Origin of the sequence: Pantoea sp. MBD-2R (assembly GCF_039134845.1) — a bacterium.
Classification (GTDB): Bacteria; Pseudomonadota; Gammaproteobacteria; order Enterobacterales; family Enterobacteriaceae; genus Erwinia.
Map to the genome: position 1 here is coordinate 3,211,128 of NZ_CP152417.1, position 16,438 is coordinate 3,227,565.

The 16,438-nt window shown below is 51.7% G+C and carries 12 protein-coding genes and 1 pseudogene; 5 read left to right on the forward strand and 8 right to left on the reverse strand.

The window, feature by feature from the left end:
* The 4 genes and pseudogenes from nuoC to lrhA form a co-directional block, all read right to left on the reverse strand.
* Positions 1 to 1,814, reverse strand: a pseudogene (gene nuoC / locus AAGQ96_RS14710) (NADH-quinone oxidoreductase subunit C/D).
* Between the two features lie 92 nt (positions 1,815 to 1,906).
* Positions 1,907 to 2,581: an NADH-quinone oxidoreductase subunit B gene (locus AAGQ96_RS14715; protein WP_147198961.1), complete on the reverse strand. Its 675-nt coding sequence runs from the start codon at positions 2,579 to 2,581 to the stop codon at positions 1,907 to 1,909.
* 15 nt (positions 2,582 to 2,596) lie between these two features.
* Positions 2,597 to 3,034, reverse strand: coding sequence for an NADH-quinone oxidoreductase subunit A (locus AAGQ96_RS14720; RefSeq protein WP_147198962.1), 438 nt, complete (start codon positions 3,032 to 3,034; stop codon positions 2,597 to 2,599).
* A gap of 660 nt (positions 3,035 to 3,694) precedes the next feature.
* Positions 3,695 to 4,621: a transcriptional regulator LrhA gene (gene lrhA / locus AAGQ96_RS14725; RefSeq protein WP_147198963.1), complete on the reverse strand. Its 927-nt coding sequence runs from the start codon at positions 4,619 to 4,621 to the stop codon at positions 3,695 to 3,697.
* A 985-nt stretch (positions 4,622 to 5,606) separates the two neighbouring features.
* On the opposite strand from lrhA, the gene AAGQ96_RS14730 reads away from it, so the two are divergent.
* The gene (locus AAGQ96_RS14730) at positions 5,607 to 6,821 is read left to right on the forward strand and encodes a pyridoxal phosphate-dependent aminotransferase (protein WP_147198964.1); all 1,215 of its coding nucleotides are present in this window, start codon (positions 5,607 to 5,609) and stop codon (positions 6,819 to 6,821) included.
* A 125-nt stretch (positions 6,822 to 6,946) separates the two neighbouring features.
* Positions 6,947 to 7,540, forward strand: coding sequence for a 5'-deoxynucleotidase (gene yfbR / locus AAGQ96_RS14735; protein ID WP_147198965.1), 594 nt, complete (start codon positions 6,947 to 6,949; stop codon positions 7,538 to 7,540).
* A 17-nt stretch (positions 7,541 to 7,557) separates the two neighbouring features.
* Here the strand turns inward: yfbR and AAGQ96_RS14740 are convergent, their stop codons facing one another.
* The 4 genes from AAGQ96_RS14740 to yfbV form a co-directional block, all read right to left on the reverse strand.
* Positions 7,558 to 9,384, reverse strand: a complete 1,827-nt coding sequence (locus tag AAGQ96_RS14740) for an SLC13 family permease (protein ID WP_342753915.1) — start codon at positions 9,382 to 9,384, stop codon at positions 7,558 to 7,560.
* Between the two features lie 78 nt (positions 9,385 to 9,462).
* Entirely contained in the window at positions 9,463 to 10,122 is a 660-nt protein-coding gene (locus AAGQ96_RS14745) for a sugar phosphatase (RefSeq protein WP_147198967.1), read from the reverse strand.
* Between the two features lie 13 nt (positions 10,123 to 10,135).
* A complete protein-coding gene (locus AAGQ96_RS14750; protein WP_147200647.1) occupies positions 10,136 to 10,630 on the reverse strand; it encodes a YfbU family protein in 495 nt (164 codons plus the stop codon).
* 144 nt (positions 10,631 to 10,774) lie between these two features.
* The gene (yfbV, locus tag AAGQ96_RS14755) at positions 10,775 to 11,227 is read right to left on the reverse strand and encodes a terminus macrodomain insulation protein YfbV (RefSeq protein ID WP_147198968.1); all 453 of its coding nucleotides are present in this window, start codon (positions 11,225 to 11,227) and stop codon (positions 10,775 to 10,777) included.
* A gap of 334 nt (positions 11,228 to 11,561) precedes the next feature.
* Here yfbV and ackA point away from each other — a divergent pair, with 334 nt between their 5' ends.
* The 3 genes from ackA to AAGQ96_RS14770 all read left to right on the forward strand — a co-directional run bounded on the left by ackA (position 11,562) and on the right by AAGQ96_RS14770 (position 16,291).
* Entirely contained in the window at positions 11,562 to 12,764 is a 1,203-nt protein-coding gene (gene ackA / locus AAGQ96_RS14760) for an acetate kinase (protein WP_147198969.1), read from the forward strand.
* 64 nt (positions 12,765 to 12,828) lie between these two features.
* A complete protein-coding gene (gene pta / locus AAGQ96_RS14765; RefSeq protein WP_342753916.1) occupies positions 12,829 to 14,973 on the forward strand; it encodes a phosphate acetyltransferase in 2,145 nt (714 codons plus the stop codon).
* A gap of 316 nt (positions 14,974 to 15,289) precedes the next feature.
* Positions 15,290 to 16,291, forward strand: coding sequence for a TIGR04086 family membrane protein (locus tag AAGQ96_RS14770; protein WP_147198970.1), 1,002 nt, complete (start codon positions 15,290 to 15,292; stop codon positions 16,289 to 16,291).
* Positions 16,292 to 16,438 lie beyond the last annotated feature (147 nt).

Genomic DNA, 16,438 nt, shown 5'->3' on the forward strand with positions numbered 1-16,438 from the left:
TTAGCGGTCCACGTCTGACATAACAAAATCAATACTGCCGAGATATACGATCAAATCGGATACCAGGCTGCCGTTGATTACCGAAGGGATCTGCTGCAGATGTGGGAAGCTCGGCGTACGCACGCGGGTGCGGTAGCTCATGGTGCTTCCGTCACTGGTCAGGTAGTAGCTGTTGATCCCTTTCGTCGCTTCAATCATCTGGAAGGATTCGTTGGCCGGCATTACCGGTCCCCACGAAACCTGTAGGAAGTGAGTGATCAGCGTTTCGATATGCTGTAGCGTGCGCTCTTTTGGCGGCGGCGTGGTTAACGGATGATCGGCCTTGAATGGGCCTTCCGGCATATTTTTCAGGCACTGCTCAAGGATGCGCATACTCTGGCGCATCTCTTCCATTTTCAGCATCACGCGCGTGTAGGCACAGCTGACGCCATCGCCGATTGGCACTTCAAAATCGAAGTTTTCGTAACCTGAATAAGGGCGCCATTTACGCACGTCGAAGTCCAGCCCGGTTGCACGAAGCCCCGCACCCGTGGTTCCCCACGCCAGCGCCTCATCCATGCCATAGGCGGAAACCCCTTTCGCACGGCCGATCAGCACCGAGTTTTTCAGTGCGGTTTGCTCATAGGCTTTCAGGCGTTTTGGCATCCAGTCGAGGAATTCACGCAGCAGACGATCCCAACCTTTCGGTAAATCGTGCGCCACGCCACCAATGCGGAACCAGGCCGGATGCATACGGAAACCGGTGATAGCTTCCACAACATCGTAAATTTTCTGGCGATCGGTAAAGGCAAAGAACACCGGAGACATCGCCCCAACGTCCTGAATAAAGGTAGAAATATAGAGAAGATGACTGTTAATGCGGAACAGCTCGGAAAGCATTACGCGGATCACATCCACGCGCTCAGGCACTTTAATACCGGCCAGCTTTTCTACCGCCAGCACGTAAGGCATTTCGTTAACGCAGCCACCGAGGTATTCAATACGATCGGTATAGGGGATATAGCTGTGCCAGGACTGACGCTCGCCCATTTTTTCCGCGCCGCGATGGTGATAACCCACATCCGGGACGCAATCCACAATCTCTTCACCATCCAGCTGCAAAATGATGCGGAACGCACCGTGCGCAGAGGGGTGGTTCGGACCGAGGTTCAGGAACATAAAGTCTTCGTTAGCCGTGCCGCGCTTCATGCCCCACTCTTCCGGCTTGAAGGTCATCTGCTCCATCGCCAGATCTTCCGTTTGCTTTGTCAGCTGGAACGGATCGAATTCTGTCGCACGCGCCGGATAGTCTTTACGTAGCGGATGGCCGTCCCAGTCCTGCGGCATCATGATCCTTGTCAGATGCGGGTGACCATCAAAGGTGATGCCAAACATTTCCCAGGTTTCACGTTCATACCAGTTGGCATTTGGAAATATTTTGGTGATGGTCGGAACGTGCAGATCTTTTTCAGACAGCGCCACTTTGAGCATAATATCGCGGTTACGCTCAATGGAAATAAAGTGGTAGAACACGGAAAAATCGGCCGCAGGCAGGCCCGCGCGATGCGTTCGCAAGCGCTCATCCATACCGTGCAGGTCGTACAACATCACATAGGGTTTCGGCAGCTTGCGCAGAAACTCAATTATTTCCAGTAATTGTTCGCGCCTGACCCAGACTACCGGAATGCCGGTACGGGTTGGCTGAACGGTAAAGGCATCAGGCCCAAAACGGTTACGCAACTCGCCGATCACCGGGTCATCCTGGTGATCCCGGGTTTGCCATGCTGGCTGGGCGAGATCTTGCGTGGTCAAATCTGTCATAAATTATTCACCATGTGGGCCTGCAAAGCCCTCAGTATTGGCGTCACGACAGGCCGTGCGCGTATTTTGTTTTTTATGCGCCGGGTAAGCCCGTCGGTTAACTGCTTTAAATTTCGTCAGGCGTGCGCAGGTTAGTCACCGCAATGCGTTCGCCCTGCTTTCTTTCACGCTCGGACGGCATATTGGCACGGTAAACGCCCTGATCGCCGACGACCCAGGAAAGCGGTCGACGTTCTTTACCGATAGATTCCTGCAACAGCAGCAGTGCTTGCATATAGGCTTCCGGGCGCGGCGGGCACCCTGGAATATACACATCTACCGGCAGGAATTTATCCACGCCCTGCACTACGGAATAGATGTCGTACATCCCGCCCGAGTTGGCGCAGGCTCCCATCGAAATGACCCATTTCGGCTCCAGCATCTGGTCATACAGACGCTGAACAACGGGGGCCATTTTGGTAAAGCAGGTACCGGCAACGACCATAAAGTCTGCCTGGCGAGGCGAGGCACGAATAACTTCCGAACCAAAGCGGGCAACGTCATGCACTGAGGTGAATGAGGTGGTCATTTCGACGTAACAACATGAAAGGCCAAAGTTAAATGGCCAAAGGGAGTTTTTCCTTCCCCAGTTCACCATGTCGTGCATAGCCGTTTCGAGCTTGCCCATGTAAACGCTTTGATGAACGTGCTTCTCCAGAGGATCGGTGACGATCTCTTGTTTCTGCAGCGGATAACGGTCGTTCTCACCGTTCGGATCTGCGCGGGTAAGCGTGTAGTCCATTTTTATGCCTCGCTGTTACTGCGTGTGACGATTGGAATGCGAAATGGTTGTTGGCTTAACCACGACACGACGAGGTGCCGGAGCCCAGTCCAGCGCGCGAATACGCACCAGATAAACCAAACCAGCAAGCAGTACCAAAATGAAGATGGCGGCTTCGATAAAGCCAATCCACCCGCTTTCGCGAATGGCGGTCGACCAGGCGTACAGGTAGAGGGCTTCTACATCGAAAATGACGAAGAACATGGCGACCAGATAGAATTTGGCGGACATGCGCAGCTTGGCGGTACCGACCGGAGCGGCTCCGGACTCAAAAGGCGTATTTGTATATCTTCCACGGGCTTTTCCGCCCAAAAACCATGCTCCAGCTAACATTGCGCAGCACAGACCGATGGCTGTGATCAGAAATACAGCAAACGCCCAGTGGTGGGCGATAACTTCAGTGGTTGTTGACATACACTCTGCTTAATTCAATAACGTGGCGTCAGGCGTCTGCTCTGCTAGTCGGCAGTTAACCCACCACATCGATTCAAGGGAAAAATAAAAAACCGGATAAACTTTACTGTCTTTTCAGAGTAAGCAGCAATTTTATGTGGTTTTTTACTCCTTTCTATAACCTTTTGTCAACTTTGACAAAAGTATCCACAGATTATTTTACACCCGCAGCATTTATTTAACATTTTATGCTCAAATACTGCGCTAAATCGAGTCAGTTTACCCTTTCAGGTAAAGTGTAGCGGGTATTTCCCTGCATGGATCGCGGATTTAACAAAGACTATTTTGGCAGGAAATGTGGGCTTTTCCTTCCCCTGAGCAGGGTTATTTTTTTGATCCAGAACAGACTTTTGTAACTTATGCAGAAAAAACAGACGATGCAGACTGAGCAAAATCAAGTCAGCTGCATTATTTTTGCACTTCTGCATTAAGACGAAGGGGTATATCAGAGGGGTGACGGTTTTAACATCAACACAGCAAAAAAAGGAGGACAAACCCCCTGTCATTTATTAAAAAAACATCATAAAAAAAGCCTCATGGCGCACAGGGCTGCCATAAGGCTTTTTTTTCTCTTTTCTGCTGATTATTTATTTAAAAATCAGCAGGTAATACAGAGTTTTTTTATTCTTCTTCGTCGGAGAAGGCGCCACTGTCCTGACCGTTAACGGTCAGATTGTAAGGATCGCTGCTCGATTCCATCGCGTTGAAGATAGCCAGCGCCAGCTCGTTATCGCTTTCCGGGTTACGGCACAGCAGATATTCGGTGTCTGGCAGAACCGGCAAGCCTTCCGCCGCTCCCATCACACGCAGCTCGGGGCTCATCATCTCTACCGGACGCGCGGTGACGCCAAGACCGGCTTTTACCGCCGCACGCACGGCTGCCAGCGTGGACGCTACGTACGAAATACGCCAGGGGATGCCGGCCTCGTTAAGGTGATCAATTGCCATATCACGATAAGGGCTTGGTTCGTCCAGCAGAACCAATGGAATCGCTTCCCCACGCTGGAAGATATAATCAGCAGCACAATACCAAAGCGTTGGTGAGGTACGCAGAACCTGCCAGGTAAAGTTCATTGGGCTGGACGTTGTGACAACCAGATCCACTTCACCCTGATTCAGCATTTCCATCATAAATGGATTGCGTTTCACCCTGACATCAATCGCTAACTTTGGATAAACCGAGGTCACGCGGTTGAGCAGGAAAGGGAGAATGGTATCTGACGTATCGTCAGAAGCGCCGATAGTGAGTACGCCCTGAATGTTGCTGTACATCAGAGAAGTACAGGCTTCATCATTGAAACGCAGGATTTTTCTGGCGTAGCCCAGCAGTTGAATGCCGTGCTCTGTCAGCAGTTTGTTACGACCGTGTCTGGCAAACAACTCTTTACCTACCAGTTGTTCCAGGCGCTGCATTTGCTGACTGACCGCAGATTGTGTTCTGCATACTGCTGCGGCAGCCGCAGCAAAGGTATTCAGATCGGCGACAGCTACAAAAGTTCTCAGCAGATCGAGATCGAGATTGAGAATTGGACGATTTGCACTAGTCATGTTTTCTTCACTTTATAAGATTTTTAAGAACTACTACCCTGGTGTTATTACCTGCTATATCAAAAGGATACAGCGATAATAAGAATGTGATGAAGCGCTTCGCTCCCTCACCTTACTACGCAGACGCCTATCCCAGCAGCTCAAATATACCCTGCTCACGCTAAGGGCTAAGCCGCTGACGGATTCATACGTCTGATACATCATTAATGCGCGCCACGCTGAACAACAGGTAAGCGGCAGTACAGAACTGATAACAGCGCATGCAGGCCTTAAAGGTGCCGTGCTGTTGTTAGTGTATGACACTGAAAAAATCGGGACGGCCAGAACGCTGTAGTTACAGCGGAATAATAATTAACACAACTTAACATTAACAGCAGTAAAACAGGGTGGATACTGCCTGAAAAACCCGCACTGGCAGTGCGAAATTTCATGAATATTATCCTGACACACTGTCGATTACTTTTTAAGCCCTAATCTGATTATTCTTATCAGTAAAATAAGATTTTATTGGCTGAGACCGTTTCAACGCCTGTCATAGTACAAAAATTTATCAATCAGATACAATCTGACAAGCTCTGACAAAAGCATGGTGGCTTTTGCCGCGCCAGCGTTTCAAGTTGAGCACCTTATCATCATGCCTGGTTTTCAGGCAACCAATTAAGCTTATCTTGACAGTTTCGCTGCGCATCAATCCACCAGATTTTACCTAATTATTACAAAAATCTTCCCCAGAACCCTTTTTCAGGTTCCACAAACGGTCTCCGCACACCAAATCATCCAGTGTTAAATTTTGCTAAACCAATTTAGGTCGACATATTAAACCAGATGTATCCTGTCTCTCCTGTAGCCCTGACGGTAACAGAAACAAAAACTCCACTATCCCACCAAAGCCAGCGGACGGACTTCAAAAGCGCGGGAGAGAGGAGTACATTGTGCGGGTTTACTATTCCACGGCAGGAATACAGCTCAGCCAAAGGCGAATGAAATGACCCCGATTGATAAATCCAGCAAGCTCGATAACGTCTGTTACGACATCCGCGGCCCGGTTTTAAAAGAAGCCCGCCGCCTCGAAGAAGAAGGCAATAAAGTCCTCAAGCTCAACATCGGCAATCCCGCGCCTTTCGGTTTTGAAGCGCCTGACGAAATCCTGGTTGATGTGATCCGCAACCTGCCCAGCGCACAGGGCTACTGTGATTCCAAAGGACTGTATTCCGCCCGTAAAGCTATCGTTCAACATTATCAGGCTCGCGGCTTACGTGAAATGACCGTTGAAGATGTCTATATCGGTAATGGCGTTTCCGAACTGATCGTCCAGTCAATGCAGGCTTTACTCAACAGCGGTGATGAGATGCTGGTTCCGGCCCCGGATTATCCTTTATGGACGGCGGCGGTCTCTCTTTCTGGCGGTAACGCGGTGCACTATCTGTGTGACGAATCGGCTGGCTGGTTCCCGGACCTGGACGACATCCGTAGCAAAATTACGCCACGCACCCGGGGCATCGTCATCATTAACCCAAATAACCCAACGGGCGCAGTCTACAGTAAGGAACTGCTGTTGGAAGTGGTTGAGCTGGCCAGACAGCATAATTTGATCATCTTTGCAGATGAGATCTACGACAAGATCCTCTACGATGCGGCACAGCATCACTCCATCGCCGCTCTGGCTCCCGACCTGCTGACGATTACCTTTAACGGCCTGTCTAAAACCTATCGTGTGGCCGGTTTCCGCCAGGGCTGGATGGTGTTAAACGGTCCGAAGAAACATGCGAAAGGCTACATCGAAGGGCTGGAAATGCTGGCCTCAATGCGCCTGTGTGCCAACGTTCCTGCACAGCATGCCATCCAGACGGCATTGGGCGGCTATCAAAGCATCAGTGAATTCATTGTGCCAGGCGGCAGACTGTATGAACAGCGCCAGCGTGCGTGGGAACTGATCAATGACATTCCAGGCGTTAGCTGCGTGAAGCCGCAGGGCGCGCTTTATATGTTCCCTCGTATTGACGCGAAAAAATTCAATCTGCACGATGACCAGAAAATGGTGCTGGATTTCCTGCTACAGGAAAAAGTTTTGCTGGTACAAGGCAGTGCCTTTAACTGGCCCTGGCCTGACCATGTGCGCATCGTTACGCTGCCTCACGTCAACGATCTGGAAATGGCGATTGGCAAATTTGGTCGTTTCCTGGAAGGATATCGCCAGTAATTTTGTTCGAAAACGCCTGCCGACAGAGCACGGCGTTATCTGATATCGCTGCATTCAGCAGGTTGAAGCGTATATAATAATCCCGAAGTCGCCCGGCTTCGGGATTATTACAGGAAACCGCATCGATGAATCAGAGCCATTTCTTCGCCCACCTCTCCCGTCTTAAGCTGATCAACCGCTGGCCGCTGATGCGTAACGTGCGTACGGAAAACGTTTCTGAGCACAGTTTGCAGGTGGCGATGGTGGCGCATGCGCTGGCGGTCATTAAAAATCAGAAATTCAACGGGAATCTTAACGTTGAGCGTATCGCCCTGATGGCAATGTACCATGATGCCAGTGAAGTTCTGACCGGCGATCTGCCTACCCCTGTAAAGTATTACAACGCGCAAATTGCCTTTGAATACAAGAAGATTGAGAAAATTGCCCAGCTGAAGCTTATTGAGATGCTGCCTGAAGAGCTCAGAGACGCTTACCGGCCACTGCTTGATGAGCACCAACGAAGCGAAGAAGAGACGGCCATTGTGAAACAGGCGGATGCGCTTTGTGCTTATCTGAAATGCCTGGAAGAACTTTCAGCGGGAAATCACGAATTTCAACTGGCCAAAGCCCGACTGGAAAAAACCCTGAGCCAGCGCCACAGCCCGGAAATGGACTATTTCGTCGAGGTTTTTGTCCCCAGTTTCAACCTGTCGCTGGATGAAATCAGCCAGGAGCTTTAGCGCTTGACCCGCCTTATTCAGAACGGGAACAGCAGCGGCACCATCACCACGCTTACCGCCATTATCAGCACGGTAAAAGGGACGCCAATTTTGACAAAGTCGCTGAAGCGATAACCGCCGGGCCCAAGGATCAGCGTGTTCACCGGGCTTGATACCGGCGTCATAAACGCGCTTGACGCGGCCAGCGCCACAATCATGGTAAAAGGATACGGTGAAAGCCCCATTTGGTGAGCGGCTGCCACCCCTACCGGTGCCATCAACACCGCCGTGGCGGTATTCGAAATAAACAGCCCGATGACGGCGCACAAGATAAATAAACAGAGCAGCATAACGTGCGGACTCTGTCCGCCAGCCAAATCCATTAATCCTTCGACAATTAGCGTGATCCCCCCTGTTTTTTGCAAAGCCAGTGCAAAAGGCATCATGCCGACGATCAGAATAATGCCTGGCCAGTGAATGGCACGCCAGGCGCTTTCCATATCAATGCAGCGAAACTGCCCCATCAACAGGCAGGCAATGATAGCCGCTATCGGATTAGGGATTTCATTGGTCAGCATCATGGCAACCATCAGAGCCAGACAGAAAATCGCATGGGGAGCCTGGCTGCTGGCAGGTGCGACGTCGTTGACCTCGGCAGGCAGATTTAACAGGATGACATCACGTTTTTGCTGCTGTAACTGCGTGATTTTTTTCCAGTCGCCGATCACCAGCAGACTGTCACCCAGCTCTAACGGCAGATTGTGTAGCGCGCCTTCAAGCACCTCTCCGCGGCGACGGATACCAATAACACTGAGGCCATAGCGGGAGCGAAAGGCGGACTCGCGCAGCGTTTTATTTTGCAGTTCGGAATCGGGCACGATCAGAATTTCTGCCATCCCCACATCCTGGGCGCGATCGGAAAAATATTCGCCCCGCAGGATCATTGGCTCCAGCCTATGCTCAGCGCAGAATTCACGCAGATCGATACCCGCAGCACTCATGTCTATTAGCAGCACATCGTGGGCGCGGAATTCAGTTGTGCCGGTTACCGGCACCATAACCCGGCGGAATTTACGCCAGCGCTCGAGGCCAACAACATTGACGCCGAAACGTTCGCGCAGCTGCAAATCGTCCAATGTCTGACCGATCAGCGTTGACCCCGGACGCACCGCCAGCCGTCGCGCTCGCCCGCTTAGTTTGTAATCCCGGATAAGATCGCGAAAGGTTCTCTGCTGCTTGTGGCTAACATCCTGAGGCGTGTTGCCCAGCCAGAAGCGGACAAGCAGCATATAACCTATTCCCAGTACCAGTGCTACCAAACCAATCGGCGTCACGGCAAAAAAACCAAAGCCGGTCAACCCTTCCCGCACCAGCTCGCTGTTAACCACCAGGTTAGGTGGCGTGGCGACCAGCGTCATCATGCCGCTAATCAGCCCCGCAAAGCTAAGCGGCATCATTAGCCGCCCCGGGGAGCTGTTAATTTTAGCCGCCACGCTTATCACGATGGGAATAAAAATAGCTACCACCCCTGTGGAGCTCATAAAAGCGCCCAGTCCGGCAACCGTAAGCATGAGCAGCACCAGCATGCGTGTCTCGCTGCTGCCCGCCATTCTGACCAGCCATTCCCCCATTCTTAACGCCACGCCGGTGCGCACGAGGCCTTCACCGATAACAAACAGCGCGGCAATAAGAATAACATTGGGATCGCTGAAGCCCTGGGTGGCTTCTTGCAGGGAGAGTGTGCCGCTAAGGACAAAGGCGGTGATGACCAGTAATGCCACCACGTCCATCCGCAGTTTTCCGCTGACAAACAGCACGATGGCGATGGCTAACAGACTGAGAACCCAAAAAAGCTCTTTATTCACAATTGATCTCTGCAACGGGGGAAGCTGCAAAGAGAATGCCATAAAATAAACCCCGCTAATGCGGGGTCAAATCATAACTTAATGCTTTCGATGCACATCAATAGTGCCATCAGGATTCTTGTTAACAATCAGCTCTTCCAGTGAGAAAAGCTGCATATCAACATCTTCCAGCCTTGGCGAGCCCGCAGGCGCGTTTACGGCGATAACGTGACAGCCAGCGGCCAGTCCGGAGAGAATACCTGCGGCGGCATCTTCCACCACCACACACTCTTCCGGCTCCAGCTCCAGCAGTTGAGCGCCCAGCAGATAAGCGTCAGGCTCTGGCTTGCCATTTTGTACCCGTTCAGCCGTAACAAACTCTTCGGGTTCAGGTAAACCGGCCGCCTGACGACGGGCCGTGGCGACGGGTACCGAACCCGAGGTTACAATCGCCCAGGGGATCGCCAGCTCGTCCAGCGTCGCCAGCAGCTGTAAGGCACCAGGCAAGGCGACGATGCCATCGGTATCCTCCGCTTCCGCCTGTTCCAGCGCGAAGAACTCCTGCTGAATAGCCTCTTCAGAAGCCCCTTTCATAAAGTGGCGCAGTGAGGTGATAGCCTGCTTACCGTGGATGAAGTTCAGTACTTCATCGGCAGCGATGCCGTGTCGTGTTGCCCAGTTTACCCAGGCGCGTTCGACCGCCGGTAAAGAGTCCACCAGCGTGCCGTCCAGATCAAACAGAAAACCTTTACACTTCACTACTTATTCCTTATCAGGCGTTGATAATTTGCGCGATCTCATTCGCACTCAAATGGTACTGCCTCGGACAAGTGTGCCACACAGCCAGCATTCGTTGATACTTTTCCCACATCGGCGTCTGTGCGTTAAAACCGTGCGTTCCCGAGTCGAAATGCGTATAGCGTCCCTCGACGTTGACCATAAACCGCACATAGCCAAGGAAGCGCGCTTCCGTAGCCGCATCGAAACCCAGAAACATTAGCCGCCGCTCTTCGATTGCGCCAGGCTCTTTCAGATTTGTCCAGGACACGTGCAGCGCATGATGCAGCTCCATAATATCAATTATCGTGCGGCAGACTGCCTCACTCAGCTCGCCGAATTCCCGGTCAAGCTCGCGCATTTGCAGGCTGTAGCCTCGCTCGATAATGGTTTGCAGACGGCGATAGCGCTCGAGGTTATCCGGATCGAGCATGCTCATCATTTTATATTGATTAGAGAGGATCAAACGCTGGGCGTGGGTCATTTCCATCATTAACTCCTGTGTCACTGGGACAAATTGAAATTTGAAGGGATGACTAAGGATTGCACAACGCGTACGACTCCGGCACAGCAAACAGCGTGTTTTTTGATATCACACGGGTTTTCGCCGCCAGAGCCGCTAAACCCGGTTTTTTTACAGATCGTCGAGGAAGGTTTTATCCAGCTGCCGGAAAGCTCGCTTCAGCACATCGGCCAGCGACTGATAGGTCGGTTTGCCTTCAACCGGCGCAATGGCCTGACCCGCCGCCTGGAGTTTTTCGCGGACCTCATGGAACCAGCCCAGCAGCGTCGGCGGCAGCGGCGTCACAGAGCGTTTGCCCAGCCACCATAATCCCTGCATCGGCAGGCTACAGGCGAATAGCGCTGTCGCCACGGCCGGACCGAGCTGACCACCCAACGCAAGCTGCCATGTCATCGCAAAGACGGCCAGCGGCGGCATAAAGCGGATACCGAAACGCGTTGCGGTGGTGATCCGGTTTTCTGGAAACATGGGGGCAAGGCGTTTATCGACAGGCCATGTCTTCATATAATGCTGTCCATGCCGGAACAGTTTAAACCAACCGACAGTGCCGGATTCATTAGCCATGGCTGACCTCAACTTTGGAGCTAAAAATTAAACAAATAAGCGTAATACAACAACTTTACATGACATCTTTCAAAATATTTTGTCTTTAAACGGCGCTCTGGTTATCCTGTGCGCGATTGTTGACTGGCTGTTACAGCCATGCTGCATGTCTGATGTAGTTAACGACACCAGCAGGGCAAAATTCAAAAAAATTTGTGATCTTTATGAATTTTTTTTGCTTTCGGACAAAATAATCCGACAGCATGATGTTCATCATTAATGTACCAGCTTTCATGCGCTACGCTGATAGTCTGATTGAGTTTTTTTTCGCCACCTTTAATCAATAGGACCTACCATGTCGAGTAAGTTAGTACTGGTTCTGAATTGCGGTAGCTCATCCCTCAAATTTGCCATTATTGACCCGGCAAACGGTGAAGAATACCTTTCTGGTTTAGCCGAATGTTTTCACCTGCCTGAAGCGCGCATCAAATGGAAAATGGCAGGCGCTAAACAGGAAGCAGACTTAGGCGCAGGCGCTGCCCACAGTGAAGCGCTTAACTTTATCGTTAAAACTATCCTGGCACAAAAACCTGAACTGTCAGCACAAATTACTGCAATAGGCCATCGTATTGTTCATGGCGGCGAAGCGCTGACCCAATCAGTGGTCATTGATGCAAGCGTTATTCAGGGTATTAAAGACGCCTCCTCTTTTGCCCCGCTGCATAACCCTGCACACCTGATCGGCATCGACGAAGCGATGAAAAACTTCCCGCATCTGTCTGATAAGAATGTCGCCGTATTCGACACCGCTTTCCATCAGACAATGCCGGAAGAGTCTTATCTCTACGCCCTGCCTTACAATTTATATAAAGAACACGGCGTTCGTCGCTACGGCGCACACGGCACCAGCCATTACTATGTGACTCACGAAGCGGCAAAAGTTTTGAACAAGCCGCTGGCGGAACTGAATATCATTACCTGTCACCTGGGCAATGGCGGCTCGGTTGCCGCTATTCGTAACGGTGAATGCGTCGACACCTCAATGGGGCTGACGCCGCTGGAAGGTCTGGTGATGGGCACCCGTTCCGGTGATATCGATCCGGCCATTGTTTTCTTCCTGCATGACACGCTCGGCATGAGCGTCGACGCTATCAATAAACTGCTGACCAAAGAGTCCGGCCTGCTGGGTCTGACCGGCGTCACCAGCGATTGTCGCTACGTGGAAGATAACTATACCTCAAAAGAAGATGCTAAGCGGGCAATGAACGTATACTGCCATCGCCTTGCGAAATACATTGGCTCCTATACCGCGATGATGGATGGTCGCCTGGATGCCGTCATCTTTACGGGCGGTATTGGCGAAAACGCCGCGATGGTGCGTGAGCTGACGCTTGGAAGACTGGCTTTGCTGGGCTTCGAGGTCGATCATGAACGCAACCTGGCTGCTCGTTTCGGCCATGCAGGCTATATAAATAAAGAAGGCTCGCGGCCAGCCCTGGTCATTCCAACTAACGAAGAGTTAGTGATTGCCCAGGACGCCAGCCGCCTGACCGCATAAGACATGAACACCGTCAGCCAAGGCTGACGGTGTTGTTTTCAGACACCAGATCGAGAGGTTTACCGTGTCCCGTACCATTATGTTAATTCCTACCGGCACCAGCGTCGGCCTGACCAGCGTCAGTCTTGGCGTGATCCGTGCTATGGAACGCAAAGGCGTGCGCCTGAGCGTATTTAAGCCGATTGCCCAGCCCCGTTCCGGCAGAGATTCCCTTGATCAAACCACGCTGATTATTCGTAAAAACTCCGCCATTCCCGCCGCTGAACCGCTGCAAATGAGCCGGGTAGAATCGCTGCTGGGGTCGAATCAGCAGGACGTGCTGATGGAAGAGATCATTGCGCGTTACCACGCCAATACCAAAGATGCCGAAGTGGTGCTGGTAGAAGGCCTGGTGCCGACCCGCAAACATCAGTTTGCCTCTGCACTGAACTTTGAGATTGCTAAAACGCTGAATGCTGAAATTGTGTTTGTCATGTCATTAGGCAATGACTCACCTGCCCAGCTGAAAGAGCGTATTGAGCTAACGCAGAGCAGCTTCGGCGGCAGTAAAAACAAGAACATTACTGGCGTTATCATCAACAAACTGAACGCGCCGGTTGATGAACAGGGCCGCACGCGTCCCGATCTTTCCGAAATTTTCGATGATTCCACCAAAGCCAGCGTGGCGAATATCGATCCAAAACAGCTGTTTGCTAACAGCCCACTGCCGGTTTTAGGCTGCGTGCCGTGGAGTTTCGATCTGATCGCCACTCGCGCTATCGATATGTGTCATCATCTGAGTGCCGAGGTGATCAACGAAGGCGATATTCAGTCCCGCCGTATAAAATCGGTGACTTTCTGCGCTCGCAGCCTGCCGCATATGCTGGAACATTTCCGTCCGGGTTCGCTGCTGGTCACCTCTGCTGACCGCCCTGACGTGCTGGTTGCGGCCTGCCTGGCGGCAATGAACGGCGTAGAAATTGGTGCCATTTTGCTGACCGGCGGTTATCAGATTGACGAACCAATACGCAAGCTTTGCGAACGCGCCTTTGCAACAGGCCTGCCGGTATTTATGGTGAAAACCAATACCTGGCAGACCTCGCTCAGCCTGCAAAGCTTTAACCTGGAAGTGCCAGCCGATGATACCGAACGTGTTGAACGCGTTCAGGAATACGTTGCCAGCCACATTGATTCTGAATGGGTTGAGTCGCTGACCGCCGCTTCAGAACGTAGCCGCCGCCTCTCTCCGCCAGCCTTCCGCTATCAGCTGACCGAACTGGCTCGCGAGGCCGGTAAACGTATTGTGCTGCCTGAAGGCGATGAGCCACGCACCGTGAAAGCCGCCGCGATTTGTGCTGCCCGCGGCATTGCTACCTGTATTCTGCTGGGTAATCCGGAAGAGATTCAGCGCGTCGCTGCCGTACAGGGCGTTGAGCTGGGTAAAGGCATTGAGATTGTCGATCCGGAGGTGGTCCGTGAAAATTACGTCGCTCGCCTGGTTGAGCTGCGTAAGAGTAAAGGCATGACCGAAGTGGTCGCGCAGGAACAGCTGGAAGACAACGTGATGCTTGGCACCATGATGCTGGAACGTGGTGAAGTAGACGGCCTGGTTTCTGGTGCGGTGCATACCACGGCGAATACCATCCGTCCTCCGCTACAGCTGATTAAAACCGCGCCAGGCAGTTCGCTGGTTTCCTCGGTCTTCTTTATGCTGCTGCCAGAGCAGGTGCTGGTTTATGGCGACTGCGCCATTAACCCGGATCCTAACCCAGAGCAGCTGGCCGAAATCGCCATTCAGTCGGCAGATTCTGCTACCGCCTTTGGGATTGAGCCTCGCGTAGCGATGATCTCCTACTCAACCGGTGATTCAGGTGCGGGCAGTGACGTGGAAAAAGTGCGTGAAGCGACCCGTATCGCCCAGGAAAAACGTCCTGATTTGGTGATTGACGGGCCGTTGCAGTACGACGCGGCTATCATGGCGGATGTGGCAAAATCCAAAGCACCAAACTCTCCGGTTGCCGGACGTGCCACGGTGTTTATCTTCCCTGATTTGAACACCGGCAACACCACGTATAAGGCCGTGCAGCGTTCAGCGGATCTGATTTCAATCGGGCCGATGCTGCAAGGCATGCGTAAACCGGTCAACGATCTGTCCCGCGGTGCACTGGTGGATGATATTGTCTACACTATCGCTCTGACGGCTATTCAGTCAAAGCAGGCTGACAGCTAACAGCCACTTTAAAAAAAGGCGGATCGAAAGCTCCGCCTTTTTTATCCTTAATGCAATAAAAGTATTTATTTCTTACTGCTAAAAATTTAAAACCATAAAATAATGGCGCCCTGCCATAAGCCTGACGCAATATATTGAAAATAACCTAAAGCACCCTTTTCAACTCCCTGATAAACATGCAAAACATACTGTGGTAAATATTTCCTGGTCGAAAGCCGGTTCCGGGACTAACCTTATGATGGCAACGCGTTAAGCCGTAATCCGATAATAAGGTCCAGACAGGAAACTCACTAATATCAGGCAAGGGAGACTCACCATGAGTGACACTCAAATCCATCCGGTCCACAGTGAAATAAATAGCGGCATTCCGCTAAAGCGCATTTCATGGAGCGCTGTATTTGCAGGCGTAATATTATCCGTGGTTATTTATTTGCTATTAACCATATTGGGTACGGCGATCGGTGCTACCACTATCGATCCGCTAAAAGAAAGAAACCCGCTTGAGGGTCTTGGGACAGGCGCCACCATCTGGACCGGACTGAGCATGCTGATTTCGATTGCAGCAGGAGCGTTTATTACTGGTCGACTGGCACAGCGAGAAGGCGCTTTGCACGGGCTGCTGATGTGGGCCGTCAATACTCTGGTTTGCGTCTGGCTGGTTGTGGCAGTATTAAGCAGTGCAGTCAGCGGTACGGCCAGCGTAATTGGTTCAGGTTTCAGTATGTTGGGTAACGGTATTTCCGCTATTGCCCCTTCTGTTACGCAAAGTGCCAAAGAGACGCTACAGGAAAATAATATTGATTTAAACAATCTGCAAAATGAACTGGAAACAACGCTGCGCCAGACCGGGAAACCGGAATTGCAGCCTGAGAAACTTCAGCAAGATGCTAATAAAGAAGCAGATAATGCGAAGGGCCAGGCAGAAAGTACCGCTAATAATCAACAAAATGCAGACACTGATTTAGCTAACTGGTTTAAAGGCGTACTGGGCCGTAACCAGGCCACGCTACAGGCTGCTGATGTTGATGCACTGAAAAATATTATTAAGGCGCGTACCGGTAAAAGCGATCAGGAAGTCGATCAGATTGTTGCCCAGACTCAGCAGAGTTATGAGCAGGCTTACAAAAAATATCAGGAGTTAAAAGCGCAGGCCGAACAGAAAGCGCGTGAAGCAGGTGAAAAAGCGGCATCAGCGACGGCGAAAGCCAGCTGGGTAACGCTGATTGTCCTGCTGGTCGAAGCTGCGCTGGCTGGCTGGTTAGGTAGCGTTGGTCGTAAAACGCAGCCGCGTCTGGCGGTTCGCGAAACGCATCGCTAAGGGAATAAGGCCGCAGCCGCGGCCTTGATTTCAGACAACACAGAAGTTTAAAGCACGAGAGGCATGGGCCGGTAATAAAGCGTCACGGGCCATGGACGGCCCGTGTCGAGCTGGCATGGATGCCGCTTTTTGCGTCTTTATGGACGG

What these genes read in the sequence shown, in the direction of transcription:
- AAGQ96_RS14715 (WP_147198961.1), bottom strand. Translation starts at nt 2,581, where the DNA reads ATGGACTACACGCTTACCCGCGCAGATCCGAACGGTGAGAACGACCGT.
- AAGQ96_RS14720 (WP_147198962.1), bottom strand. Translation starts at nt 3,034, where the DNA reads ATGTCAACAACCACTGAAGTTATCGCCCACCACTGGGCGTTTGCTGTA.
- lrhA (WP_147198963.1), bottom strand. Translation starts at nt 4,621, where the DNA reads ATGACTAGTGCAAATCGTCCAATTCTCAATCTCGATCTCGATCTGCTG.
- AAGQ96_RS14730 (WP_147198964.1), top strand. Translation starts at nt 5,607, where the DNA reads ATGACCCCGATTGATAAATCCAGCAAGCTCGATAACGTCTGTTACGAC.
- yfbR (WP_147198965.1), top strand. Translation starts at nt 6,947, where the DNA reads ATGAATCAGAGCCATTTCTTCGCCCACCTCTCCCGTCTTAAGCTGATC.
- AAGQ96_RS14750 (WP_147200647.1), bottom strand. Translation starts at nt 10,630, where the DNA reads ATGGAAATGACCCACGCCCAGCGTTTGATCCTCTCTAATCAATATAAA.
- yfbV (WP_147198968.1), bottom strand. Translation starts at nt 11,227, where the DNA reads ATGGCTAATGAATCCGGCACTGTCGGTTGGTTTAAACTGTTCCGGCAT.
- ackA (WP_147198969.1), top strand. Translation starts at nt 11,562, where the DNA reads ATGTCGAGTAAGTTAGTACTGGTTCTGAATTGCGGTAGCTCATCCCTC.
- AAGQ96_RS14770 (WP_147198970.1), top strand. Translation starts at nt 15,290, where the DNA reads ATGAGTGACACTCAAATCCATCCGGTCCACAGTGAAATAAATAGCGGC.